Raw genomic sequence first — 24,956 nt, 5'->3', positions numbered from 1 at the left:
TCTGGTATTTTTATTGTTGTTTGCCCTTTGGAAAAATGTGAAAATCTTTTGAGATTTATCATCAACCAAAGGACGAACAATGAACACTTTTAAACTGCTTGTCTGCCTCCTATGCCTAAGTTTAGCTGGCTGTGCAGAAATGGGCCTAAAGCCACATAAACCTTCAACAAAGAACTCTCTTGAAATTGCTAAAACAGCGGGGATGTTTCAGATCCTAACAATTAAGGGGGCCACTCCTGAGATTACAAAAATTTTAAACAGTGACCTGATGAGCTGTGGGGCAACGACATTCAGTATGCCTAGAGGAAATACAGTTGGAACATTTGTGAGAGAGATTTTCGAGCAAGAGTTAATTTCTGCTAAAAAATTATCAGATCATGGAACACCTGTTGAAGTCGTCATCAAATCGATGGATCTTTCGACAATTTCAAAAGAAAATGGAGTCTGGACGATTGAAATTGCTTATACGGCAAATGATAAAACGACTAATGTGAAAACGATTACAGAGTTTGAGTCAAAAGTAAGCTTGCTAACTTCTTGTACTCATACTGCTTCAGTGTTTGAGGATACGATGGCAGATAACTTAGTGGAATTTTTTAATAAGATTCGTTAATTGAATTGATTGATAGTGCCGGCCTTTGGGGCAGGCACTATTAAAACTGTTATCTTGCGGCCTTTGCAAAACCTTCTGCTAAACACGCCTCAACTTTTTTCATCCCTTCAGGCATTTTTGAACATTTTAGTGGTGCCTGAGTTTGTTTACCTTTCCATTCAAGGTAAATCATAAAATTCCCGCGCTCATCCACGCCAGGGTAGATTTCAATTCCAGATCTATTCTCTTTGTTTCCAGTCATGGCATTAAGGGCAAGCTTTGTGATTAAGTGGCCAGCAACAGCTCCAATAATAACATCTGAGGCCCAGTGTGCCTGATCGTGCATGCGTGCATAGGCAGTAATAGCGGCAATACCGTAGGCAACGTAAGGAACAACCGGATAGTCTTCTTTAAACATTTCAGAGATCACAGTTGCAACTGTAAAGGCCTGGGCCGTGTGGCCTGAGTAAAATGACTTATTACCGTCTTTAAAAAATTGGTACGGTCCATCTCCTTTATTTGGTCTCTCTCTTCTAAAGGCCTCTTTAGCTGCTCCTGTGGCAATTGATGAGGCGAGAGAGGCCCCAACAATAAAAAGCCCGGCCTTCTTTAATTTGTTGTTTTGGAAATACATTCCAAGAAAATATGAGCCAGCTGCGATTCCTAGTCCTGCTTGTCCTGTTCCAAGAAAATTACCAACTGTTGCCAGAGGCTCCGTGATATTAGATTTATGTGACTGAACAACATTCATGATTTCCTGGTCGTTGGAAAAAGCAACAATCCCTAAACTTGTCGCCGCTGCTAGAGTTAAGAGTTCTGAGTTGTCTAAAGCTAGCGGAACGAAGATGGATTTTTCTTTATCTTGTGAAAGATAATTATCTAATGTGTATGAATCAAGAACTGTCCCCCTGAATCTGGCAATCTCGAGTTCTTGCTCAACTGTGCACCCATAAAATGATCTCTTACATGACTCTAGGTCTTTTAGGATGGCCCCGTAATCCAGGTTGAGAGTTGTCCCGGCCATCGTTTGAAAAGAGATGAGAAGAGCAAGTACACATGTTGTAATTTTCATCCGGGGTCTCCTTAAAAGTGATCTAGGAATAGGCTAACAGAAGAAACTTTTTGTACTTGCTTCGTGAAAAAGTTGCAGAGGGAGGGAAAGGGTAATTATTTAAGTAGGTTAGAGTATTTATTGGAAGAACTTGAACAATCATAAATGTTGTAAGTGTGCTGAAACATTAGTTGGTATTCCTTCCTTTCTTTACTTTCCTAAGCATGGTGAAAGGATTAGTCTATGCCATGGCCTTAAAAGCAACAATTCACAAAGTCAGACTCTCTGTCGCCAATCTCAATATTCATCACTATGAAGATTACAATCTCACGATTGCTAAACATCCTTCAGAAACCAACACCAGAATGATTTATCGTTTGGTGGCCTTTGCTCTTCTTTCACAAGAAGGATTAGAGTTCACTAAGGGGCTCTCCACAGATGAAGAGCCTGATCTATGGAAGATCAATTATGATGGCTCCATTGATCACTGGATTGAGTTAGGTCTTTTAGAAGAAAAGCGTATTAGGCAGGCCTGTTCAAAGGCCAAAAAAGTTTCGCTCTTTACTTATCATGGTAATCAGGCCGAAGCTTGGTTTGAATCGATTGAACCGCATATCAGAAGATTTGATCATTTAAACATCACTCATCTTTCAGTTGTCGATGGATTTGATATTGAAGAGCTGGCAGAAAGAACGATGAATTTCGACATTAATATTGATCACGATGAACTGTGGTTATCCACTGAGAAAGAGAGAGTGCATTTCCATTTTCAGAATGTCGTCAAATCCCAAGATCGTTAAGATGAAAAAGAGAGCAGGAAGCCGATGGCCCCTGCTCTTTTGGTATTTGAATTATTTTTCCAGATAGAAAACTTTTGATTGCTTCCAGGTGAAATCCTGAATTTTAGAGAGAATCATTTCACCAGCATCACTATAGTTTTGCGTGAATGAAACATTAGTCATAAATTCAGTTTTAGCTCCTGTTAAAATTGACCCTACTTTTGCCCCTTCGGCCTTTAGATCGACAGTCACAACAGTATAGTTTCCATTGGCAACATACTCATATGAAATATTGCCTTTGCTGATGACCTTATCAATTTCAATAATATCTTTACGAGTGATCTTTAAAGCAAGGGCCACTCTTTTTGGATCAATCTTGCCATTTAAACGGAAAGAAAAAGAGTATTTTTTCAATGTCCCTTCAAGACTTGAAGTCGTCAAATACCCAAGCTCGCGGTTGTAGTCCATCATCAGCACTTTGTAGTTCGCCTCGATATTATTTACATCTCCTTCTTCTTTGGCCTTGAGACTTTTCTTAACAAAGACAGCGGCCTTCGTGCCACGGTTATAGTACTCACCATCATTAGACTTCGCTTTAATTGTGACATTCCCTTTTGTGTCCAGGTCAACTGTGAAGTCTGGCCCTAAGATTTCAGAGAGAGCACTGAATTCAACTTTGATGGCAGCCTTGTGAGTCTTAAGCAGTTTTTCCTGCGGAACCTGGATTACTTTTGTACATTCATACTTTTCTTCTTTGTACTTAGTTTCCATCTTACAAACTTGTTCTTTATAAGGAATGTTTTTACATTCTTCTTTTGCCGGCACCATTTCACACTTCGTCTGATAGTTGTCTTCGCAGACTTCGCGCTCGCGAGGAACTTGTTGGCAAACCTGATCACCTGGGATGGTTGTACATTCTTGTTTTGTTTCATCGTGACAGACGTACTCTTGTTTTGGTTCTTGTTTACATTCGTAGCGGCCAGGAATGGTTGTACATTGCTGACGGTTAACGTTTTCACAAACGCGCTCTGTTTTTGGAACCTGACGACACTCCTGACGAGATGGGCCTTGAGAGCATTCTCTTTCTTCGTAAGGAACCTGACGGCATTCCTGGCGAGAAGGTGCATTTGTACATTGTTGCGTAGGAGGAATTTTTGTACAACGGTTTTCACCGTTAACAATTGAGCATTCTACACGTCCCGGGACGGTCGTACATTGCTGTCCACCTGGGACTGTTGAACACTCTTGTCTGTAGCGAACGACAACACGGCATTGCTGCTCACCAGGAACCGTTCTACATTCATTTTCATAACGAGTTTCATTGCGGCACTGTTGCTCTGTAACGTTTCTGCATTCCTGACGGTCTGGAGTCGTCCCACAAACATTTTCATATTTTGTTTCATAACCACAAACGCGGTTAGGAACTTGACGGCATTCTTGTCTGCTTGGAAGCCTGTGGCATTCAGTTTCCATTTGAGTTTCTGTGTGGCAGATCGGATCGTTGACTTGTCTACATTCTTCGTGGGCAGGAATGGTTTTACATTCTTTTTTGTATTTAGTGACATCACGGCAGACGTTTTCTTCATAAGGCACTTTTTTTGTACAAGTGTCTTTGACTTCCTGATCAATCATCTTAATTTCTTTTAGATAATTCTCCAGGTTGAAAACTTCTTCTGGCTGGTTTTCATAGTTAAAAGTTTTAGATGTATCAGCGAAAACGAAACTGCTTTGAAGCAGACAGCACAGCAGACTGGCCTTGATGAACCGGTTCATTTTATCCCCCCCCTCGAGATCTTTGAATTAAGTACACGCGAGGGAGCAATCGCTGGGCCAAGAAAATTTTTAATGAGCTATGCATTAAGAGAATGAAATGCTGTTTAGGAGAAAAATCTTGGGGCCAGTTAGTCACTGATCAAAAAGGTCAAATAGCACCTTTCATTGCAGCAATTTAGTGGGCAAGCCCCACATCCTGTGCCCCTGAAACTTCAATTTTATTTTTAATCTGTCTCATACCAAGGGCCAGGATAATAAGTGCCAGGGATGAGACAACGACGAATAAAATAGAAATTGGCAGAAGAGTCTGAGCTTTTAATAAACTCACTCCTAATGAGGCCAGAGCGCCTAAGACCATCTGTAAAAATCCCATCAGGGCAGCGGCACTACCGGCCTTCTTTCCAAAAGGGGCCATGGCCAGAGCTGCAGAGTTTGGGTTGGAGAGACCAATACATGCAAGAAATAAAAAGAGGGTTAAAATCACTGAGTAGAGATTGTAGTAACCGTGATAAGCGCAGAAGCAGAAAACAAGGCTGACCGTTAATAGCGCAAGGAAAGCACCGATTAAGATTTTCTCGCTTTTAAATCTTTTAACTAAAGGAACATTGAACTGGCTCATGCCAACAATCCCCATCGCAATAATAGCGAAGATCCATCCATAGGCCGCTTCAGTCACTTTAAAAATTTCCATAAAGATCGTTGGTGATGAAGCAAGGTAAGCAAAGAGTCCTGCAAATGCCGTTGCACCAGAAAGAGCGAAAGCATAGAACTGCGGCTCTTTAATAATAGAAAGATAATTTCTAATAATCGGCATTGGTTTTAAAACGTGGGCCTTGTCTCCATGGTGAGACTCTGGCAGGAAACGGGAGATCACTAAAAGAATAGTTAGAGCAATTCCAGTCAGCACATAAAAAATCACTGACCAGCTAAAATGCACGGCGAGGAATCCTCCAATCGTTGGAGCTAATAAAGGTGAGACACCTAAAATAAGAATTAAGAGTGAGAGAACTTTGGTACTTTCTTGCGGTGTAAATAAATCTCTTACCATCGCAAAGGCAGCGACACTGGCCGCACAAGCACCTAACCCCTGCAGGAATCTAAAGAAGATCAGGATTTCAATATTAGGAGAAAGAGCGCAGGCGATCGAGGCGATGATATAGAAGATAAGACCTGCATAGAGCGGTTTTTTTCTTCCAAAGCGATCCATCAATACGCCATAGATTAATTGTCCAGAGGCAAGGCCTACGAAGTAACTTGAAAGTGTCATCGAGACTTGGGCCACACTCGTTTGAAAAAAATGCGCCATCTGCGGGAAGGCCGAAAGGTACATATCAATTGTAAATGGACCTAGTGCTGTCAGAGAGCCGAGCATGAGAATGAGGAAAACATGATTTGTTTTTTTCATGGCGAAAGATGTCCTTGTATGAATGGAGTCATATTAATGGAATCTATGCTTACTTACAATGAAAGCTTTAAAGAGATACCTGCAGAGAACCTGGTTACGTTCAGGGATTCAGAGGGAATGTTGGGAGACGAGATGGGGAAATTTTCCAGCTAGGGAATCTGAAGGTGAGCAAACATTTGAAAATAATTGAGAAGAGCGCTTTGGCATTGAAATTGTAAATCACTAGCGCAATGAGGAGGCATGCAATGGGCCCAATTTTTAAGATTTTATTAGCTGAAGATGATGAAGGGATTAGAGAGACAATCTTTGAAATTTTAGTGGAAGAAGGACATGAAGTGACGGTGGCCAGGGACGGGGAAGACGCACTGACTTGTTTAGAGAGAAAAAAATTTGATCTTATTATGACGGACTATAAGATGCCAAAGATGACTGGGGCACAATTGATAGAATGGTGTAAAGATCATAGTATCCATTCACAGTTTGTCTTTATAACGGCCAATATGAAGGCCTTACTTTTAGATGAAGTGATTAAAAAATTTCCGGCAAGGATTATTGAGAAACCAATGTCTTTAGACGATATTCTGGATGCTGTTAAGTTTGCTCAGGATAATCGCAAGGAAGCTTTTTCTAAATTTATTCAAAGAAATTCATTACCTATGAAATATGCCTAAATAAATTATCAGCGAATCAGTTATTTAAAATTCTTATGATAAGTATTTATGATTTGAAATGGAAAGATCCCTTGAGTTCAGATAGTGTTAGGTATGAACTCAGAATCACTTCTAAAACCTAAATCATTTACTGACTCCAGAGGCTTTGTTGTTTTACTTGGTGCTTTGACGGCGTTTGATCCGCTTTCAATTGACATGTATCTGCCGGCCTTTGGAGATATTCAGAGAGAATTTCATACATCATTTGATCAAGTAGAACTGTCGATGTCGTCCTTTTTTATTGGGATGGCCTTAGGGCAGCTTTTTTATGGGCCACTATCTGATCGCTATGGAAGAAAGCTTCCTCTTTTAGGCGGGATGATTCTTTATTTCTTTGCCACTATTGGGTGCATGTTTGCTCCGAATATTGAGATCTTTATTCTCTTGCGTGTACTTCAAGCTTTAGGTGGATGTGCCGGGATGGTCATCACGAGGGCCATTTTAAGTGATCTCTTTGACTCAAGAAGAGTTGCTGACTTTATGTCTTCAATGGCCTTAGTCATGGGACTCGCTCCAATCCTTGCTCCTACAATTGGTGGATACATTAATAATTATTTTGGTTGGAGAGCAATCTTTGGCCTTCTCGCTTTTTCAAATCTCTTTTGTCTGGCGGCCATCATGGCCTTACTTCCAGAAACTCATTTCAAACGACTGCATAGCTTAAATATCTCTTCGACCTTAAAATCTTACGGACAACTTTTAAAAGACCGCATGTTTGTCGGTTACCTGATTCCGGTGACGGCCATCAGAGCAGGGATGTTTGCTTATATCGCCGGCTCGCCTTTTGTTTTTATCGAGCTCTATGGCATCCCCAAAATTTATTATGGATGGATCTTTGGTCTCAATGCGATGGGCTTAGTCATTGCTTCGCAAATTAACCGAGTTCTTTTAAAGCGCTATTCTATTGATCAGGTTTTAAAATACACCATTGCGATTGCTGCCGCAGCTTCATTGATCGTTTTTCTGGGGCCGATGGTAAGTTCTCTGGCCTTAGTTCTTTTGATTTCCATTTTTATTTTTATATCGACTTTAAACTTTGTCACACCCAATGGAATGGCCGGGGCACTTTCAATGCAAGGGCATAGAGCGGGGACAGCTTCTGCTTTATTCGGATGTTTACAATGGGGACTGGCCTCGGTGTCATCTTTTATGGTGAGCCATTTCCACAATGGAACATCACTTCCTATGACCGGAACTATTTTTGGGTGTGGGCTTCTCTCTCTAATGGCCTACCAGGTTTTAAAACCAAAGCTGCAAACTACTTAGCCACAGATGAGGAATTTGTATTAGAGTTAGGGTGAGGAAGATAGTTAATCGCTTCTGCTTCACGTTTTGTATTGTTAACAAAAAGTGAGAATTCTTCGCTGACCTTAATTTTCTTTTGCACACCTCTTGATTCCAGAGCTTTTGCCACTAAGTATTCATTCCCAGCACCAAGCCCTGCTGCAAGTTGATCCATGATTGTCACTTCACCGCCTGGCTGCCAGGTCTTTTTAGGAGGAGTAGCCTCTGCACACGTTTTTCCTTCATAAAGACCAATTGGGGCCCCAAGAACAGTGGGGTCGTTAGAATTATTTTTTGGAGCGAGCACATTCTGACTAATGGCCCCAGTTCCGAGTTCAATCGAGCCATGGGTAATAGGAGTTTCCATTTTTATTCCACTTCCCCATGGAATGCTTCCCATGTGCTGAGCGCGCGCATCTAAATCAGAGCTGTAACCAGCGGGGTTTGGATCAATGAAAACCATATTTTGACCAGCATCTTCAGGCTTACAGAAAAATTCAGTTTCTGAAGCTGCGTATTTGTATTCATCACAAAGACCGAGTGAGTGCATGTATTCATGCACGGCCATTGAAGCAGGAGAGCTTGAGGTCATGACTGGAATACTTCCACCTGTTCCACCGTATTCAGGGTGATCTTTAACAATCATTGCTTGATCGATATTATTAGCGGCAGCATCGCGAGCGATATTTCTAGACTGACAAGTCATCGCGCGATCAATCCCAGGAAGAGGAGCGCAATTGAGCTCTGAGGCCTCAACAAGTTTTATGTCAAAATCAATTTCATATTGATTGAAAGGATAAGTATTTTTTAAAGTGTTAATCACTTCCGTGGCCTTCGTTTTATCTGCCTGGTCTGTGTAAACAGTAAATTTATAAGCAAAGGCCGGAGCACTCATGCAAAGTAATAAAAGAGTCATAACTTTCATTTTATTTCTCCTTCGCCATAAACCTTTTTATCCAGGCGGGAAACGATTTTGTAAGTGAAAGGGTGAACACTCGTCGCTGGAATAGAAAACTTCACAACTCGAAATTGTTCATCTTCAATAAGTTTAGTATTCCCCAGAACCATGGCCTTTTTACTTTTTGATCCTTCAACAATAGTAAACGTCGAAATAAAAATAGATTTCATGGCCACTGGCTTTTTGTATTTATCGGTAAGGATTAAATCGAAGTTGGCATTCTCTTCTTTTTTCCCCTGGTCACAAAACTCTTCATTAAAAAAATGCCCTTTTTCAATTTCAGCTTTTTTGGTTTTTGGATCGAGTTTCATTACGACGCTAAGGAGTTTTCCGCATTGGGCGGAAGCTATCTGGGAAGATAAAATAAGAGATATGAGGAGTAGGGCCTTCATCTAAATAAGAGTAACATAATCTTATTTAAAACCTAGACTTTTGGACTAAGCCTTTCTAAGTTGTTAGAATTTCGTTAAAGGGAGAAGATTTTCCCCAGGGGACCCTAGCAACAAAAGCTGGTGTTGTGATAGCTAGCTCCCTATGAAAATACTTATTGCTCTCACCTTATCATTCTTTAGCTTAAATCTTCAGGCCCAAGTGAGTCTCCCTGAGTTTAAAAAATTGGTCGATGTTTTTCATCAGGAGTTTGATCAGGAGCTTCGTCAAAAAAACTCTTTGATGATTATTAACAATCCCACTGGTGGTGATGCGGATTTTTGGTGGAAAATGGATCAAAGGCACGCTTCTTATAGTAGCTACCAGGACCCTAATGGTTCACTAACTCATTTTCTTTTTCTCTTTGGTGGATACGCCCGCATTCCGGGAATGACTATTGAAGGTGTCGCGATGACTCTTTGTCATGAGCTGGGCCATGGGATTGGAAGTGCCCCATTAAAAGAGTGCGGAGAAAAAAGATGTGCTTCGGTTGAAGGGCAAGCAGATTATTTTGCAGCAAGGTTTTGTATTAAAAGAATTTTAAAAAGACTTCCAGTGACTCTTTCAACTCCACTTGATTCTTATACAGAACAAAAATGCCAGGAACGTTTTAAAACAAAATCAGAGCTGGAAATGTGCTACAGAAGTTTTCGCGTTTTAGAAAACGAGAGATTGTTTTTTAGGACAGAAGAAGGAAGTGCCGTTGAGACTTATTATGATCGCCCGGATTTATCAGTTGTCGACAAAGTTGAGTTAGACCCTTATTTTTATCCCGAGGCCCAATGCCGTTTGGATACAATGGTCAATGGAATTTTAGAACTTGAACGTCCACTTTGCTGGTGGAGGCCCTAATGTCACAAAAAGAAAACTTGTGACGTATAATGAAAAAAGTATAGTCATGGCGAAGACTTTTTAGTTATAATTAATAAATATGAAATCAATTTTAGGAAAATGCTTTTTAGCTTTAACGCTCATATTAATGGGTGTGAGTGTTTGTTTTCCTAATGATATTGATTGCTCAGAGGAGCACTCATCGTCTTCCATCTCTAAAGAGCAGCCGATTAAGAATGCTCAAAACCAGAAAGACCAACAAGAAGAGCACCACTGCATTTGTTCACTTTCTTGCCACAACTTGTTTGTGCAAAAGCTTGAAGCAAAAACACTTTCTTCACATTTTATCATCAAGTCTATTGCCTTAGTTTACATTCCCTCATTTTATCCAAAAATCACCCTTTCTTTCGAAAAACCACCGACAGTCTAGTCCTTTTGTTTTTCCTGTTTAGACATTTAATTTAAGACATAAAGGATTCACTATGTGGAAATCAGCGTGCCTAATGGCATTACTGCTTTCCTTTGAAGTCCAGGCAAATTCTTGCGGCATCACGAATGTTGAAGGACTTGTCGTATCTTTAAAGGACACAGCAGAAGAAAAAGAATTTAAAGCAGCAAGCTCTCGTTATACCCGCGACTGGAAAGAGCGCTCACTTTATAGGCCAAGACCCGAGGTTGGGATTGGTTTTGAAGGCAATAAAGATGATTTTGGTAAAAACGAAATAACGGCCGAAATTCTCTTTAACCTTGATGAATACCGTAAATACTCTTTGCTTAAAAAGAGCGCAGAAGCAGAGGGTGAATTAAAAGGGATCGAGTTTAAAAATAGTCAAACTGAACGCTTAATTGAAGGGGCCAGTGCACTTTTTAGGCGCTCGCAAAATGCTTACTTTCTAAAACGCATCGACAGCATTCTTCTGGCCTTGGATTCTTCTTTAAAAAATTATGAGCGCCGAAGCTTACGCAGCCGCGATGAAGAGATTTCTTTGACTTCATTAAAGCTTATGAAGAAATCAATGCTCTTAAAGCGCAATGCTTTGGAAGACGAGATCTCTTCGGATAGGGCCTTTCTTAGTAGGTGGAATAAGCAGGACTGTGAACTTAGAAATGATGAGCTTCTGGCCTTGTTAAAAGAGGCCAAGGGGCGCACAAAAGATCTGTCACAAGGCTCACTTAAAGAAAATGAGCTTGCCTATAGAGCTGAGTTTCAAAAGGCCCAAAGTGATTATGAAAGAAGGCCACGCATCTCTAATTTAAAAATCGGACCGACATTTGCCAGAGAAAAATCAGAAGGATCTTCAGAGACCCGCATTGGAGTTGCTGTAAGCATGGATTTCCCTCAGTTTGGAAAAACTTCAGAGTCTTCTTTTAATGAAATTTCAAGAGAGCTTGCTCAGGTTGAAAAGAAAATTGCAGAGCGAGAGCTTTCGGCACAAAAGCGCATATTAGAAGAGCGCATTACCCGCAATTTAAAATTGCTTGAAGACCTGGGACAAGAAAAAGAAGAGGGCGAACTTCAGAAGATGAAAAAGAACTTTGATCAAGGGCTTATTTCACCGCTGGTTTACCTGGAGTCTTACCGCAATTATGTGGACTCATTAGAGTCTATGATCCAAGCACGCAATCAAATTTTTGAAAGCGACTTAAAACTAAGAGGTTTTTATGAAAACAATTCTTTTTTTTAGTTTGATGAGCTCATTGACTCTTTTTGCCGGTGAAGGTCATGGGCATAAAGAAAAAAAAGAAGAACATGCTGAGCACAAAGATGATCATAAAGATGAGCACGGCAAGGAAGAACACAAAGACGAGCATAAAGAAGAGCATAAAGACGAACACGGCCACGGCGATGACCACAAAGAAGGCATGAGCGAAAATGGCTTTAAACTCAACGAGAAAAGCACGAAAAAATTCGGGATTCACACAGTCACGTTAAAGGCAGGCATCGTGGAAGTTCCACGCGAGGCTATCTTTAAAGGACTTAATGAAGTCAATGTTTACCGCTTACGCGAAGGATTCTATAAACGCATCGATTTTAAAACATTAGAAAACAAAAAAGACGTTTTGAAAATTTCCTCTTCTGAATTAAAGAGCGGAGACCAGATCGTCATTCAAGGAGTCGGGTTCCTGCGCATTGCTGAGATTGCAGCAAGTGGCGGGATCAGTGACTCTCACTCGCACTAAGGATGAGAATGTATGTTAAATAAAATAATTCATTTTTCGGTTTTTAACCGCTATAGCGTCCTTGCCTTGACTCTCTTGGTTGCTATTGCGGGTGTTTTTGCCTTTCAAAAACTACCTATTGATGCTGTCCCTGACATCACTAATAATCAGGTTCAAGTTAACACTCCGGTTGAAGGCCTTGCCCCGGAAGAAATAGAGCGCACGATCACTCAGCCCGTGGAAGCAGGTTTGCGTGGAATTGCTGATGTTGAACAAATCAGATCAATCACGCGTTTTGGACTTTCTCAGGTCACTATTGTTTTTAAAGATAAGGTAGATATCTATAGAGCAAGACAACTTGTCTCTGAAAGGTTGCAGGGAATTTCTTCAGCTCTGCCGAGTGGAATTACGCCTGAAATCGGGCCGATTTCTTCTGGGTTAGGAGAGATCTACCAATACATCATTGATTTTGAAAAAGTTGACCCGACTAAAGAAGGCAGGCTTAAGCAGTTAATGGAGCTTAAATCAATTCAGGAATGGACAATTAAGCCAAGACTTTTAAGTGTTGCTGGTGTTGCAGAAATCAATACCAGCGGTGGTTTTGAAAAACAATTCCACATCATTCCGAATATGGCAAAGATGGCCTCTTACAATATCCATTTTGATGACATTACCGAGGCCCTGGAAAAGGTGAATCGCAATGTTGGTGGGGGAAGTGTAGAGCAAACCGCAGAGCAATTTTTGATTCAGGGGATTGGTCTTTTAAAAAATGAAGAAGAGATCCTGAATGTTCCGGTTAAAAAATTAGAATCACTAAAAGTGATCCGCATTAAAGATTTTGCCAGCGTAAAGCTGGGCAAAGAAATCAGAACGGGAAGTGCAACTCACAATGGAAAAGAAGCTGTCCTTGGGACGGTTATGATGCTCATTGGAGAAAATAGCCGTACGGTTTCATTGCGTGTGGATGAAAAAATTGAAGAGATTAAAAAAGCACTTCCAAAAGGTGTTGCTTTAACGACTGTTTATGACCGTTCGGTACTGGTTAATGCGACACTGGGGACAGTTGAGCACAACCTTATGTTTGGTGCGATTTTAGTTATTGTCGTTCTCTTTATCTTATTAGGAAACGTTAGAGCAGCTATTATTACGGCCGTCACAATTCCCCTCACTTTACTTGCGACCTTTTTAATCATGAAGCCACTTGGGCTTTCGGGGAACCTGATGAGTTTAGGGGCCCTGGATTTTGGGATCATTGTAGATGGAACAGTTATCGTTCTCGACAACTGTGTCCGCTATATTCATGAACTCAAGAAAAAGTATGGACGAAAACTTACGAGAGCTGAAATCATGCAAGCAGTTTACGATGCAACAGTTGAGATTCGTCTTGCCGCTGGTTTTGGAGAACTCGTTGTTGTCGCTGTGTTCATTCCAGTTTTTGGGCTTACGGGAGTTGAAGGGAAAATGTTCCTTCCTATGGCCTTGACTTTTGCGATTGCAGTCTTTTGTGCGCTTATTTTTTCATTTACGATGGCGCCGGCCCTGGCCTCAATTATTTTGAGCGGAGACGCTGAAGAGAAAGAGCCAAAGTTTATGGAGCTTTTAAAGAAAATCTATCGCCCGGTCCTGGATTTCTCAATCTACAATCCCAAAAAGATTATGGCGATTGGGGCCTTGAGTGTCGCTCTTGGTGTTGGTCTTTTTATGACCAGAGGCTCAGAGTTTCTTCCTCAGCTTAGTGAAGGGTCTTTTGCCTTTCACATGATTAGACCTGTTAATATCGGTTTGGATCAATCAATTAAGTTTCAGGAAAAAGCAGAAGAGATTATTAAAGAGTTCCCTGAAGTCGATCACGTCTTTTCGAGAATTGGAACCAGTGAAGTGGCGACTGACCCAATGGGTGTGAACGTCTCGGATACTTATATCATGCTTAATGATGTTAAGAGCTGGCCTAAAGTGGTCAACAAAAAGCAGACTCATGAAATGCTGGTTCAGAGAATTATTGCCCGCTTACAAGAAGAATTGCCAGGGCAGAATTATCTTGCCTCACAACCAATTCAAATGCGTTTTAACGAACTTTTAGAAGGAACAAGGGCCGATGTTGCAGTCAAAATCTTTGGGCCTGATATGAAGACATTGATGAACTACGCGAAAGAGACCAAAGAGATTATTGAAAAAGTCCCGGGTGCCGGAGACGTTGAAGAAGACCTGGCAGGAACATCTCCTGTTCTTCGCGTGTTTCCTAAAAATGATGTACTGGCCTCGATTGGTGCTTCTACAGGGGATGTTCTCGACTCAGTCGAGATTGCTCTTGGTGGAAAGGAAGTGGGAGTTCTTTATGAAGAGAATAAAAAATTCCCGATTATTGTCAGGCTTTCAGAAGATGAGCGCAGCGATTTAGATGTTATTAAAAAAATCCCGGTGGGAGTTTCTGAATCTTTAACTGTGCCTCTGAATCAAGTTGCACAAACTGAGTTTTCTGAAACCTATGGAAGCATCACTCGCGAAGACTCTAACAGAAGATCTGCAGTTCTGGTTAACCTGCGCGGAAGAGATACGGAGAGTTTTGTTCATGAGGCACGTGCTTTAGTAGACGAAAAAATTAAACTTCCAGAAGGCTACTATTTTAAATGGGGTGGAAACTTTGAAAACCTTCAGGTCGCTAAATCGCGCCTGCTTGTTCTAACTCCGCTTGCCCTTGGCCTGGTGTTAATGATGATCTATGCGGCCTTTGGAAATGTAAAAGAGACATTTCTTGTTTTCTCATGTGTGCCGATGGCATTAGTAGGAGGGGTTATTGGTCTTATCGCCAACTCATTGCCGTTTAGTATTTCAGCAGGTGTCGGCTTTATTGCCCTTTCGGGGATTGCCGTTTTAAACGGAGTCGTACTGGTGAACTTTTTTAATCAGTTAAAGAAAGAAGGTCTTATCGGTGTTGAGATCCTGCGCACAGGTGCAATGGTTAGGCTTCGCCCAGTTCTTATGACTGCGATGGTTGCGGTTTTTGGTTTTCTTCCAATGATGCTCTCGACTGGAGTCGGTGCCGAAGTGCAAAGACCTCTGGCAAGCGTTGTTATTGGAGGAATCATTTCTTCAACTCTCTTAACTCTGGTGGTTGTTCCATCTTTATATGGGGCCTTTATTTTAAAACTAAAACCTTCCCACCGCGAGCACTCCTCGTCAACGGTGGGGGAAACAGCGGGGTACGAGGTTTAGGCCTCGTACCTTTTATTAATTAATTTTTATCAAGGAGACTTATATGTTTAAACAATCTGCATTTTTTCTAACAACTCTTGTTTTTTCTTTTAATGCTTACTCATTTCATGCGGTTTCAGAAATTCTTCCAAGTGGAAAACTTTTAATCTGTCAGGATTTTAATCAAATTAAAAAAGGTGGAATCGTTGAAGTTTACGAACGATTTAGAACTGATACGGACCGAAACGTAAAGATGGTTAAAATGCGCGAGATAACTTTGCCTAAAGCAGGAGAGAAAGTTAAGTTGACTCACAGTGATTTTCATCAAGTTGGCACCACGTCGGTGAATGAATACCACTCTGAAGAGTCTGGTTCGGCCACAATTGTCTCGAGTGAGACATTGTTGGGCGAAAAGCGTCTTGTAAGGAAAGCTCCAGATGAAAGAGCACGTCCAAATTTTAATCAAACCTACGAGATAACTAAAAAAGATATTGAACTCATTGAGCAAAAATGTCTTGTGGCCATCCCAGATAACGGGCTTAATGTTGATGAATTAAAAAAAGTAAGCTGGTAAAATAAAACAGGGCCGGGAAACCGGCCTTTTTTATGCTGTCAGTTTGATATCCTTTTTTTGTTTTCTTGGAATCTCAATTGTAAATGTCGTATTTTTAAATGATGGATCGTAGTAGAACTTGCCTTGATGGCTTTCAATAATCCCACGGGAAATAGAGAGCCCCAGTCCAGTACCTTTTCCGAATTCTTTAGTCGTAAAGAAAGGTTCCATAATCTTCATTTGAATATCAGATGAAATCCCAAAGCCACTGTCTGAGGTTCGGATGATGATATATTCCTTATCCTTTGATTCTGAGATATTCATTTTTATCCATTTTTCATCCAGCGATGAAATGGCGTGAACAGAATTATTAATAAGATTAATGAGAACCTGAGTTAGTTGAGGGGCACGGGCCTCAAGTTCAAGTGAAACATTCTCAGGACACTCGACACTAAGTTTAATATCTGAAGTTCGGAGTCTTTCTTCACAGAGAAATTGGGCATCTTCTATAATACTTACCAGGCTGATAAGGTTCATAGGGTCTAAGTCTGCGTTGCGAGAAATATTTTTTAAACCTTTGATGATTTTTGCAATTCTGGCAGCAGTCTCATTGATCTGAGTGATGCTCTTTAAAAAAGCTGGTTGATTATACTCATTTGCCATGAGTTGATTTTTTAATTTACTCGAGCGAGAGAGGATCACTGTCAAGGGATTGTTAATCTCGTGGGCCATACTTCCTGCAAGCTCTCCGAGTTCAGAGAATTTTGAACTTTGAGCAATTGTCAGGTTTTGTTGAGAAATAAGTGCTTCGTTACGTTTTCTTTCTGTGATATCTCGGCCCATGATCAAGAAATGAGAGACTTCGCCATGGCAATTGATTTTAGGAGAAATAACTGACTCATAATGAGTTTCAACGCCATTTAGATGAGAGGTTGATTCAAACTTCACACTGGTTTTATGGGCGATAACTCTAAGGAAATTTTCTAATGTCACCGGAATAAGAGAAGAAGAGATAATTTTTTCAACCGGCTTCCCAATAATTTGCTGGGCGTTTATATTGACCTTTTGACAAAAGGCCGGATTAACAGCTTCTAGTGGCCATCCTTTTTGCTGATCAACTCGCACAATCCCCATCATATCGGTAGAATCGTTAAAAAAAATGTGGGCCCATTCTTCAGATGTTTTCAATTCCTCTTGAGTCTTTTGCAGAAGTTTACTTTCAAGTCTAAAAGTGAGGAGATGTTCTGATTGACGGGCCAATCTTAAAAGGGCCTGTCTTTGATCATCTGTCAGCGTTTTTGGTTGAGTATCTATAATACAAAGAGTTCCCAAGTTACAGCCGTTTTTTGCTTTTAATGGAACACCGGCATAGAAACGGATTTTAATTCCGCTTGTGACTAAAGGATTATTTTTGAACCTCTCATCAAGCAGGGGGTTCTCAACGAGAAAAAGATCATCTTGTTTTATAGCATGATCGCAAAAGGCCACTTCTCTGGGAGTCTGGTTCATTTCAAGTCCTACTTTGGACTTAAACCATTGACGGTCACTATCGACAAAACTAATAAGAGAAATGGGGGCATTACAAATTGATGCCGCAAGAAAAGTGATATCGTCGTAACACTCTTCTTTTTCAGTATCCAGGATTTCTAGTTCATGGAGACTCTCAAGTCTTGTCTTTTCATCTTTTAAATCGGTCATACACAATTCTTCTCGGCATATGTAGAGATTTTGAGATTAAGATAATATTAATTTTTTTTACCGGGCACGGAATGCCCGGTAAGTTATTGATTTATACCTTATGCATATTGTGTGGATGATGATGGTAGCTGTCTTCGCGGTGAATGACATAACCATAATAACCACCGGCAATGGCAAAGATACCATGGGCAAAGATTTCAAAACCAAATAATGGCCAGTAACCAAAAAGAGTATTAGTCATGGGGATTATCCCCAGAATGGCGAGTGCGCCCATAACCCAGAAAACAACTTTAGCATAAATAATCGAGTAGTGTGTGCTGCTGCTTTTTGAGAAATAACAAGCGATTCCGGCAATCCCAAAAAGAATTAGTGCAATTTTGTTAAAGATATTAAGTGGGAATACATCAAGAAACATTCCGTAACTGGTGTTGACTTTTATCAGAGGAAGACCCTCTGTTACATTTAATGTGGGGACAAAGGCGATTAGCCCCATCATCATCATTACCAGTCCTGCAATCAGGGCAAAATTTCTGGTTTGTAGATTGTTTGTCATAGTTATCTCCTTGATAAAAACCTCAAGAAGATAATGTGCAAGTTTTGGGCTAGATTAACTTAGCTTAGTTCTTTTCTAATGTATCTTGGGTCACTTGGCGCTCTTTCACATTCTTTTTTACTTCCAAGAGTTGAGAGGCCATCTTTATCGCTCATTAGCAGATAAGTTCCAAGATCAGTATCGAGAAGGATATAGGTATTGTTAATCTTTTTTGTCTTCTTATTTCCAGTAGAAATTTTGTACATTAAGCTTGCCGTCGCTCCGTATTCCATCGCTGCGAATTCATAAACCTCATCACGCAACTGCCCTGTCAGGTGGCCTGATTCAATAACATCTTCAGTGAGTTTTGAAACAACCAACTTGCCTGTCTCTGTATTATAAAAACGAAGAAGTGCACTTTCATTTTTTACGATAAACTCTATCTGGGCAGGAATTCCACCACAAACGAGAACGTTAATGTCATCACCAGCGGCATAAGCTGAGCTTAGAGTTAAAGACATCATAAATGCCAGGAGAGTTGCCTTCATAGGTAATCCTTCTTTTATAGTTTATAGGGTCTATTTAAAGGCATTTTTTGTTTGGAGGACAGCCCTCTGGGTAATTCCTATAAGGCCGTCAAAACTTTTGACACTTTTAAAAGGCTATTGCCCCTGATTACCGGTAAAGAAAAGGTGGGAAGGTTGTAGGTTTAAAGGTCTTTCTTTACGGACTTTTGCCATCAGATTTTTTTCCTTAATGGCCTTCCAGATGCACTCACCGGGAAGTGAGTCTTTTCCATCTACTAAGTGGATATAGTCGCGAAAAACTTCTTCTTTGGATTCATCGTAAATCCCTGTGCAATCGGCGTAGGGAAATTTTTTGTGAGAGAAAGTAAAAAGAATGTTCCTTCGTCTTTCCTCCTGAGTATTAACTTGTTCTGTATTTTGCAGAAAACTTTTTTCAACTTCACTTCCTGCATTCTTTTTAAAGTAAACCATTGGTTGAACGACGCTCAGAAAATTTATTCCGAAGGATTGGGAAATGTGATTCATGATCTCCATATTCTGGGTATAGGCCCAGAGGCGAAGCTCTTCGGTTTGATTGGCCGCAGGTGTGGCAAAGCCACTATCAGCAAAATCTCTTTTTTTAATGTCTTCAGTAAAAAGGTCTCGATAGATCTGGCTCCCAAGAAGAATGCTATGAAAAAAAGGATATTCTCTTACACTTTGTCCTTCCCAAACTTTTTTCTCATATAGAGAAAAGCGATGAGGGTAATTAACTCTTGGATCAACGACAGCAAAGACATCATTGCCTCCGCCATAGTGAATGACGAGATCGGGATCATATTCAATCACATCTGTGACGAGTCTAACTAGGTCCTGCTGGCTGACTGATGAAGCAATACCAAAATTGTAGGCCTTAAGATTTTTCCCGATGGCTTCCTTGTGAGCGGCCGCTTCAATATACCTGGGGATATCGACTTTATTGAAGTGAACTGTTGATCCTCCAAGAACAATCACTCTGAATTCATCAGAGGGCTTTGGCAGGGCCGGCAAATGCCCGCGGTAACCTAATTCATTATGAAAGTCATTATAGATAGGAGAGCCCGGTCGTCCTGTGGCCATAACATAGGGACGGGGAACATGATTGTCATCGGTGAGCATCCAGGCGTCTTTTAAAACCTTCTCACGCACAAAAGTTCGGTAGATGATTTCAGCGCTCGTCAAACATAAAACAGAAGAAATAAGCACCATAAAGGTGCGCGCGAGAAAACGTTCTATCTTCTGATTAGAGTCATGCATGGATTTATTCTATCAAAGTCTAAGATGCTTTGACAGGCAAGATCTTGGAAATTTTCTGTAAAAAAATGTCTTCATCAAAAGGTTTAATTAAAAAGTTTCTCACTCCGTGGTGAGTGGCAATCGTAAAGATGTCTTTATCCATAGATCCAGACATGGCCAGGACTTTATCAACGCTATTGATGTTGAGTTTATCGGCCTCAAACTCTGTTAAGAGATCGTAGCCAGTCTTTCTAGGCATAACCATGTCGAGGAGAATGAGGTCAAATTTTTGGTTTCTAAGTTTAGTTACAGCACTCTGGCCGTCGTGGACAACGATCATATTTTTGATGGAATCCATACGCCCAATGTAGGCCCGGATTAAATCGCAAATTTCTTCATCGTCATCAACAAGAAGGATACTGTACTGGGCGTATCGATTGAGTATTTCCATAGATCCCTCCATTATAAAATGGCCATTAGGATTACGATAAAGATTCTAGTTTGCTTATTCTTAATCTAATAATATTGCCAACTTTACCTCTGTAAAGAGAGATCATTTATGCCAACATTTCTTGGAGATGAATGATTGTATAGCCGACTAAAACTCTTTGATTCAACATTCTTGTTGAAGTGCCGTTAAGGCTTCCAAGGGAGGCCCTTGTGCTATCTAAAATCCTTACCACCATTTGTCTTTCATTCATTCTTTCCTCTTTTGCCTGGGCGCAGACGCCGAAGCACTATGTGTTTTTAGTTCATGGAATTGGCGCGAGTCCAACGACTTTTGGAAAGATGGGTGAAACTTTAAAAAGAGAATCACAGGGATTTGACCCACACACAGACTGGCAGTTTATTAACTTTGCCTATCAAACTGGAAGTGCCACTAAAGATGTGGCCATTTTTTCTAAAGAGCTGAGTGATTATATCGCTGAGTCTTTTAGAAATGCCGGAGGTCTAAATCCCGAAGACAAATTTTCTCTGGTGATGCACTCACAGGGAGGATTGATCGGACTTAACTTTCTTCTTAAGTCATTTATGGGAGATAGTAACTATCACCCGGAATTAAAACATCACCTGGATGCATTTGTAACGATGGGGACTCCTTACTGGGGAGCAAAGATTGCTATTTTTGCTAATCGTATGATGCCAATTCTCTCTTACCTGCGCATTCCACTCTCGGAAAAATTTGGTGTTGAAGAATTAAAAGACATGGAGCTTGCTTCTGATTTTACCGCTCAAATGCGTGAGACTCTTATCGATCCTAAAAACCAGGAAGTGGTTAGAGAAATGACGACTCAAGGTCGTTTTTTGGTTTTTGCGGGAGTTACAGAAAGGCTAAATCTACTGGCCCCTTTTGTAACAGGGAAAAACCGTTATGAAGACGATACGGCCGTGCCGATTCCTTCCTCGAAATTAGATTTCATCTATTACAAAGATCCTGAATTCTACAATGATTACGTCACTGCCAACGAGTTTAGTGAAACTCATATGGTAGAAGCAGAAAACAATATTGTAGTGAATGCCTTTCATGCTTCGCCTTTTCCTCAAAAATCGAAATTCCCGGGGATTGCCAAGGTTCCTGATCGTTGCGCCAATATCAGTTACCGAGACTGTGATCATCCGACATACCCAACATTAGTAGAGCATCTTTTTAAATTGCAGAGAGAACCGGCCTTTGTCCGTGACCTGACAAGTTTTGCGATTGATTTAAAAATTAATTTAAAAGGAAAGAGTATCGACCGCAAAAAAATGTCTATTGCTTTTAAGGGGCTGACAACTGGACTTAAGATTGGAAAAGATATTGAGCTTTATAATAAAGTCAGTCGTTGGAGTGATGAAGGGGATTTTCGCCTCTATCACACAGGATACATTGATTCTAAAAAAACCACATCGACAGTCGGAAGAGTGGAGATGATTATTACGGCCCCTGGCTTTAAAGACCGAACGGTAATTGTGCCGGTTAAAAGTGCGCAAAGCACCTTTATTGAACTCAACTGGTAACTCACTTGAAACTTGGCCGTCCAAAACTCACATTGAGAATGCAAACATTTATTGAAAAGGCCCTGGATCACAGTCCCTTTTGGGACGTGTGTTGTGACCACGGTTATGTGGGGATTGGTGCCCTCTATACTAAGCGCTTTTCTCACGTGCATTTTGTCGATCAAGTGCCACACATTATAGAGCGTCTAGATCAACTCATTAAGCAGTCCCCAGATTTTAAAGAGGATTTTCCCTATAGCCTGCATACAATGTCAGGGGAATCTCTGGATGGCGATATCACCGGAACCTTTCTTATTGCCGGAGTCGGAGGAATGACCATTAAGAATATTCTTTCTGCGGCCTTAAAAAAAGAAACGCTTAAAGCACAACGCTTGCTGCTTTCTCCTCATACAGATGAAGCTGTGATGAGTGCTTATATAATGAGTGAAGATTTTAAAACTTATTACTCTATCAAAGAGCGCCTGATGCTGTTAGATGGAAAAAAACACCGTCCGCTTTATATTCTCGATAGAAACTAAACTTCAATAAATTCGTCGTAAGAGTTTTCAATAAATTTAATCAGCCCCACGATGCGCTCCATCTCCAGTGGTTTTTTGAGCAGGTCCAAGGCCCCACGTTTGATTGCTTCTTCGCGGGTGATATCGGCCTGGCCGGTAACCAGGATGACATAGGGGATAACCCGGTCAATCTTTCGAAGCTCGTCTAAAAGGAAAAGACCTCCACCATCAGGCATGCGGATATCGCTAATGACAAACTCGATTTTCTTGTCTTTGACCATTTCCAGTGCTTCTTTTCCGTTTTGTGCTTCAATTGTGTTGTAGCCTTCAAGTTTTAAGTAGGCACAGATCGCTTCGCGGATATCAATATCGTCGTCCACAACCAGGATGGATTTTCTTTCTTTTAAAAGGAGCTTGATGGTAAAACAGGTGTTCTGATAGTGTTCATCATAATAAATCTCTCCACCGTGTTTAGTGATAACCTCATAGGCAAAACTCAATCCCAATCCCGTGCCTTTTCCTACATCCTTAGTCGTAAAAAAGGGCTGGAACATGCGATCTGCAATGGCGCGGTCAATGCCTTCGCCAGAATCAATAAAATGCAGGAAATACCATTTTTTATTTTGTGAAGCTTCAATCTTAATCCACTTATTTGCACGCTTTTCCAGAGCATCAAAAGAGTTGTTAAGCAGGATTAAAAAGACCTGGGAGAGTTGGATTTGATAACAGTTCAAGTGGGTTTGAAAATATGGAGCATTTAAATCACAAATTAAATCAATATTGTGATTGCGGATTTTTTCTTCGCAGAGATTGAGGATGTTTTCCAACAAGTCCCGTATAACGGTGTCTTTTTTCTCCTCATTGGAAGCGTCTTTAGAAATATCTTTTAATCCCTGAATCACGTTAGAGATTTTATCTACTGTCCCTATAATAGATTTAGTATTCTTTAGGAAAAGTTCACTGTCGGGAATCCCGCGCTCAATCATCTTTTCCATGATGCGGGTCTTGGTATGAATAACTGTCAGAGGATTGTTAATTTCATGAGCAATTCCTCCGGCCATTTCACCCAGAGCTGCCATTTTCGAACTATTGATGGCCGAGACTTTTTGCATCTCTATTTTCTTTTCCTGCTCGCTTATTTTTCGTTCTTTTTCAACATTGAGATGCCTGATTTTTTTTACCATGCGGTTAATAGAGTCTTCCAACAGGTCAATTTCATCTTTGTATTTATTTTTCCTCTCTATATGCAGGAGGTTTTCATCGACTGAGTTTAAGTTGAAGTTCTGGATAAATTTTACGATCTGTTCCAGGTTTTTGTTGATGTAGTAATGGAAGACCAAAAGAATAATCCAGGAAATCATAAAGGTTTTAATAAATTGGGCCAAAACGAAAAAACCAATTCGTTTGTAGAGGTCAGCTTTGATATAACTAGTGGTGGCCGTGATTTCCAGGTATCCCAGGTACTCGGTGCCATTGTCGTAGGTGTGATTATAGTAAAGCGGGTAGCGGTAAGTTCTCACTTCATCAGAAGGAGACTCCTGTAAGTTGGTTTTGATAATAATAGGGATGTTGTCACTGTTGGTAATCGTGACTTTTTCAATGTCCTTAATCGTGATTAAGCTCTCGGCCTGAACATTCAGGTACGAGCGGTCTTCTTGCCAGGAAGCACTGACCATCGCCGGAATTGTTGAGGTTTTTATCTGTTGAAGCTTTTTGTCGAGGTTGGAAACTTCATCTTTATACTCATAATTAAAATGAAAGAAAACGACGATGGATGTGAAGATTGTACTGACAATGATAACCACAAAAAGTAGTTTCTTTTTGAGAGGTCGGAAGAGTTTTTTTTCAAAAGCTTGATCGCTTGCCATTTGTCTTGCCTTAAAAAAAAGAAAGAACCCATCACTACTTAAGTTAATCACTATCGAAGTCTTAAAACAAGAAAGTGTATCCTAATAATTTTTTAACATGTTCTTGATTCGGAACGCTCACAAAACGAGAATAAAACGTCTTAAGAATAAATTAATGTTGAATGTTTTTTGCGCATCAAAATTATTAATTACGACAGTTTGTTCGTTTTGTGCAAAATGTTCATTCAACACTTGTAGCGTGACATTTTGTGAATAATGTTTTTTAAGTTTGTGAACGAATTTGACAGCAAAAAAGTCGGGTTTTATAAAAAATGCAAGATCAACGGCAAGACGTTCTTGCTACAAAACTTACAGGAGATTTTATGAAACTTTTAATCGTTGCTGCATCTATGATTCTTTCTGCATCGGCCTTCGCTCTTAGCTCAACAACTCACGATTACTCTCAAGTATTAGGAGCAATCAAGTTAGACAACGCGTGTATTACTGATTCAGAAGTTAAATCAATTAACCCAGTGAAGGTTTGTACGAACCTTGAAGCACACACGACTAACAACGGTGGAGAAATCGGCTCTCACACTGACTGGGTATGTACAGCATGGGAAAACCAAAACCTTGCTTACTCACGTGCTTTCGAAAAGACTGTATGTCTTAAGTATGCACCAGTTAACGAAGCATCAAGCGGAGAATGTCTAAAGTATGGTAAGGTTGCTGATTTCCTACCAGCAACAATTAAAGTTAGAACTGTGACAACTCACGGAGAAGCTTCTACTGAAAGAACATCATGGTTCTCATTCCCAGCTTGCGAATAATTATTAGCAGGATTTGGAATATGGCCGGCGAAGAAGACTTCGCCGGCCTTTTTAAG

24 protein-coding genes are annotated in these 24,956 nt (G+C 40.5%); 13 read left to right on the top strand and 11 right to left on the bottom strand.

Annotated elements, in window-relative coordinates; translation table 11 throughout:
* The first annotated feature begins 79 nt into the window (after positions 1-79).
* Entirely contained in the window at positions 80-613 is a 534-nt protein-coding gene (locus AC6JA8_RS10235; RefSeq protein WP_142409438.1) for a hypothetical protein, read from the top strand.
* 49 nt (positions 614-662) lie between these two features.
* Here the strand turns inward: AC6JA8_RS10235 and AC6JA8_RS10230 are convergent, their stop codons facing one another.
* On the bottom strand, positions 663-1,664 hold the full coding sequence (locus AC6JA8_RS10230; protein ID WP_497973708.1) for a phosphatase PAP2 family protein: 1,002 nt from the start codon (positions 1,662-1,664) through the stop codon (positions 663-665).
* A gap of 203 nt (positions 1,665-1,867) precedes the next feature.
* On the opposite strand from AC6JA8_RS10230, the gene AC6JA8_RS10225 reads away from it, so the two are divergent.
* Positions 1,868-2,443, top strand: a complete 576-nt coding sequence (locus AC6JA8_RS10225) for a YaeQ family protein (protein ID WP_497973707.1) — start codon at positions 1,868-1,870, stop codon at positions 2,441-2,443.
* Positions 2,444-2,494: 51 nt separating this feature from the next.
* Here AC6JA8_RS10225 and AC6JA8_RS10220 read toward each other — a convergent pair whose 3' ends face one another.
* Positions 2,495-4,195, bottom strand: coding sequence for a hypothetical protein (locus AC6JA8_RS10220; protein WP_497973706.1), 1,701 nt, complete (start codon positions 4,193-4,195; stop codon positions 2,495-2,497).
* A 175-nt stretch (positions 4,196-4,370) separates the two neighbouring features.
* Positions 4,371-5,600, bottom strand: a complete 1,230-nt coding sequence (locus AC6JA8_RS10215) for a multidrug effflux MFS transporter (protein ID WP_497973705.1) — start codon at positions 5,598-5,600, stop codon at positions 4,371-4,373.
* A gap of 245 nt (positions 5,601-5,845) precedes the next feature.
* On the opposite strand from AC6JA8_RS10215, the gene AC6JA8_RS10210 reads away from it, so the two are divergent.
* Both AC6JA8_RS10210 and AC6JA8_RS10205 read left to right on the top strand, forming a co-directional pair.
* On the top strand, positions 5,846-6,271 hold the full coding sequence (locus AC6JA8_RS10210) for a response regulator (RefSeq protein ID WP_497973704.1): 426 nt from the start codon (positions 5,846-5,848) through the stop codon (positions 6,269-6,271).
* A 93-nt stretch (positions 6,272-6,364) separates the two neighbouring features.
* Positions 6,365-7,576, top strand: coding sequence for a multidrug effflux MFS transporter (locus AC6JA8_RS10205; protein ID WP_497973703.1), 1,212 nt, complete (start codon positions 6,365-6,367; stop codon positions 7,574-7,576).
* Here AC6JA8_RS10205 and AC6JA8_RS10200 read toward each other — a convergent pair.
* Entirely contained in the window at positions 7,569-8,519 is a 951-nt protein-coding gene (locus AC6JA8_RS10200; RefSeq protein ID WP_497973702.1) for a hypothetical protein, read from the bottom strand. The genes AC6JA8_RS10205 and AC6JA8_RS10200 overlap by 8 nt on opposite strands.
* Entirely contained in the window at positions 8,516-8,863 is a 348-nt protein-coding gene (locus AC6JA8_RS10195) for a hypothetical protein (protein WP_497973701.1), read from the bottom strand. Before AC6JA8_RS10195 ends, AC6JA8_RS10200 begins: the two co-directional genes overlap by 4 nt.
* Before the next feature lie 223 nt (positions 8,864-9,086).
* On the opposite strand from AC6JA8_RS10195, the gene AC6JA8_RS10190 reads away from it, so the two are divergent.
* The 6 genes from AC6JA8_RS10190 (at position 9,087) to AC6JA8_RS10165 (ending at position 15,738) form a co-directional block, all read left to right on the top strand.
* On the top strand, positions 9,087-9,833 hold the full coding sequence (locus tag AC6JA8_RS10190; RefSeq protein WP_497973700.1) for an ImmA/IrrE family metallo-endopeptidase: 747 nt from the start codon (positions 9,087-9,089) through the stop codon (positions 9,831-9,833).
* A 79-nt stretch (positions 9,834-9,912) separates the two neighbouring features.
* Positions 9,913-10,242 (top strand): hypothetical protein, encoded by a 330-nt coding sequence (locus AC6JA8_RS10185; protein ID WP_497973699.1) that lies wholly within the window; start codon positions 9,913-9,915, stop codon positions 10,240-10,242.
* A 73-nt stretch (positions 10,243-10,315) separates the two neighbouring features.
* Positions 10,316-11,497 carry a TolC family protein gene (locus AC6JA8_RS10180; RefSeq protein WP_497973698.1) on the top strand — a complete coding sequence of 394 codons (1,182 nt, stop codon included), beginning with the start codon at positions 10,316-10,318 and terminating at the stop codon, positions 11,495-11,497.
* Positions 11,475-11,993 (top strand): hypothetical protein, encoded by a 519-nt coding sequence (locus AC6JA8_RS10175; protein WP_497973697.1) that lies wholly within the window; start codon positions 11,475-11,477, stop codon positions 11,991-11,993. The genes AC6JA8_RS10180 and AC6JA8_RS10175 overlap by 23 nt, the downstream gene beginning before the upstream one ends.
* Before the next feature lie 12 nt (positions 11,994-12,005).
* Positions 12,006-15,185, top strand: coding sequence for an efflux RND transporter permease subunit (locus AC6JA8_RS10170; RefSeq protein WP_497973696.1), 3,180 nt, complete (start codon positions 12,006-12,008; stop codon positions 15,183-15,185).
* Between the two features lie 43 nt (positions 15,186-15,228).
* Positions 15,229-15,738 (top strand): hypothetical protein, encoded by a 510-nt coding sequence (locus AC6JA8_RS10165; RefSeq protein WP_497973695.1) that lies wholly within the window; start codon positions 15,229-15,231, stop codon positions 15,736-15,738.
* Positions 15,739-15,768: 30 nt separating this feature from the next.
* Here AC6JA8_RS10165 and AC6JA8_RS10160 read toward each other — a convergent pair whose 3' ends face one another.
* The 5 genes from AC6JA8_RS10160 to AC6JA8_RS10140 all read right to left on the bottom strand — a co-directional run bounded on the left by AC6JA8_RS10160 (position 15,769) and on the right by AC6JA8_RS10140 (position 20,179).
* On the bottom strand, positions 15,769-17,415 hold the full coding sequence (locus tag AC6JA8_RS10160; RefSeq protein ID WP_497973694.1) for an ATP-binding protein: 1,647 nt from the start codon (positions 17,413-17,415) through the stop codon (positions 15,769-15,771).
* A 91-nt stretch (positions 17,416-17,506) separates the two neighbouring features.
* Positions 17,507-17,968 (bottom strand): DUF4383 domain-containing protein, encoded by a 462-nt coding sequence (locus AC6JA8_RS10155; RefSeq protein ID WP_102243709.1) that lies wholly within the window; start codon positions 17,966-17,968, stop codon positions 17,507-17,509.
* A 59-nt stretch (positions 17,969-18,027) separates the two neighbouring features.
* Positions 18,028-18,495, bottom strand: coding sequence for a hypothetical protein (locus tag AC6JA8_RS10150; RefSeq protein ID WP_497973693.1), 468 nt, complete (start codon positions 18,493-18,495; stop codon positions 18,028-18,030).
* Positions 18,496-18,609: 114 nt separating this feature from the next.
* Positions 18,610-19,749, bottom strand: a complete 1,140-nt coding sequence (locus AC6JA8_RS10145; RefSeq protein ID WP_497973692.1) for an SGNH/GDSL hydrolase family protein — start codon at positions 19,747-19,749, stop codon at positions 18,610-18,612.
* A gap of 19 nt (positions 19,750-19,768) precedes the next feature.
* Entirely contained in the window at positions 19,769-20,179 is a 411-nt protein-coding gene (locus AC6JA8_RS10140; protein ID WP_158649640.1) for a response regulator, read from the bottom strand.
* A 209-nt stretch (positions 20,180-20,388) separates the two neighbouring features.
* On the opposite strand from AC6JA8_RS10140, the gene AC6JA8_RS10135 reads away from it, so the two are divergent.
* Positions 20,389-21,726 carry an esterase/lipase family protein gene (locus tag AC6JA8_RS10135; RefSeq protein WP_497973691.1) on the top strand — a complete coding sequence of 446 codons (1,338 nt, stop codon included), beginning with the start codon at positions 20,389-20,391 and terminating at the stop codon, positions 21,724-21,726.
* Between the two features lie 38 nt (positions 21,727-21,764).
* Complete coding sequence (locus AC6JA8_RS10130; RefSeq protein ID WP_497973690.1) at positions 21,765-22,244, top strand: SAM-dependent methyltransferase; 480 nt, start codon at positions 21,765-21,767, stop codon at positions 22,242-22,244.
* Here the strand turns inward: AC6JA8_RS10130 and AC6JA8_RS10125 are convergent.
* Positions 22,241-24,142, bottom strand: a complete 1,902-nt coding sequence (locus AC6JA8_RS10125; RefSeq protein WP_497973689.1) for a response regulator — start codon at positions 24,140-24,142, stop codon at positions 22,241-22,243. The genes AC6JA8_RS10130 and AC6JA8_RS10125 overlap by 4 nt on opposite strands.
* A 311-nt stretch (positions 24,143-24,453) precedes the next feature.
* Here AC6JA8_RS10125 and AC6JA8_RS10120 point away from each other — a divergent pair, with 311 nt between their 5' ends.
* Entirely contained in the window at positions 24,454-24,900 is a 447-nt protein-coding gene (locus AC6JA8_RS10120) for a hypothetical protein (RefSeq protein ID WP_102243702.1), read from the top strand.
* Positions 24,901-24,956: the final 56 nt, after the last annotated feature.

The sequence above is a fragment of the Bacteriovorax sp. HI3 genome, assembly GCF_059738875.1.
The sequence above is the reverse complement of the archived record's forward strand: the minus strand, read 5'-3'. Positions and strand labels throughout refer to the sequence as shown.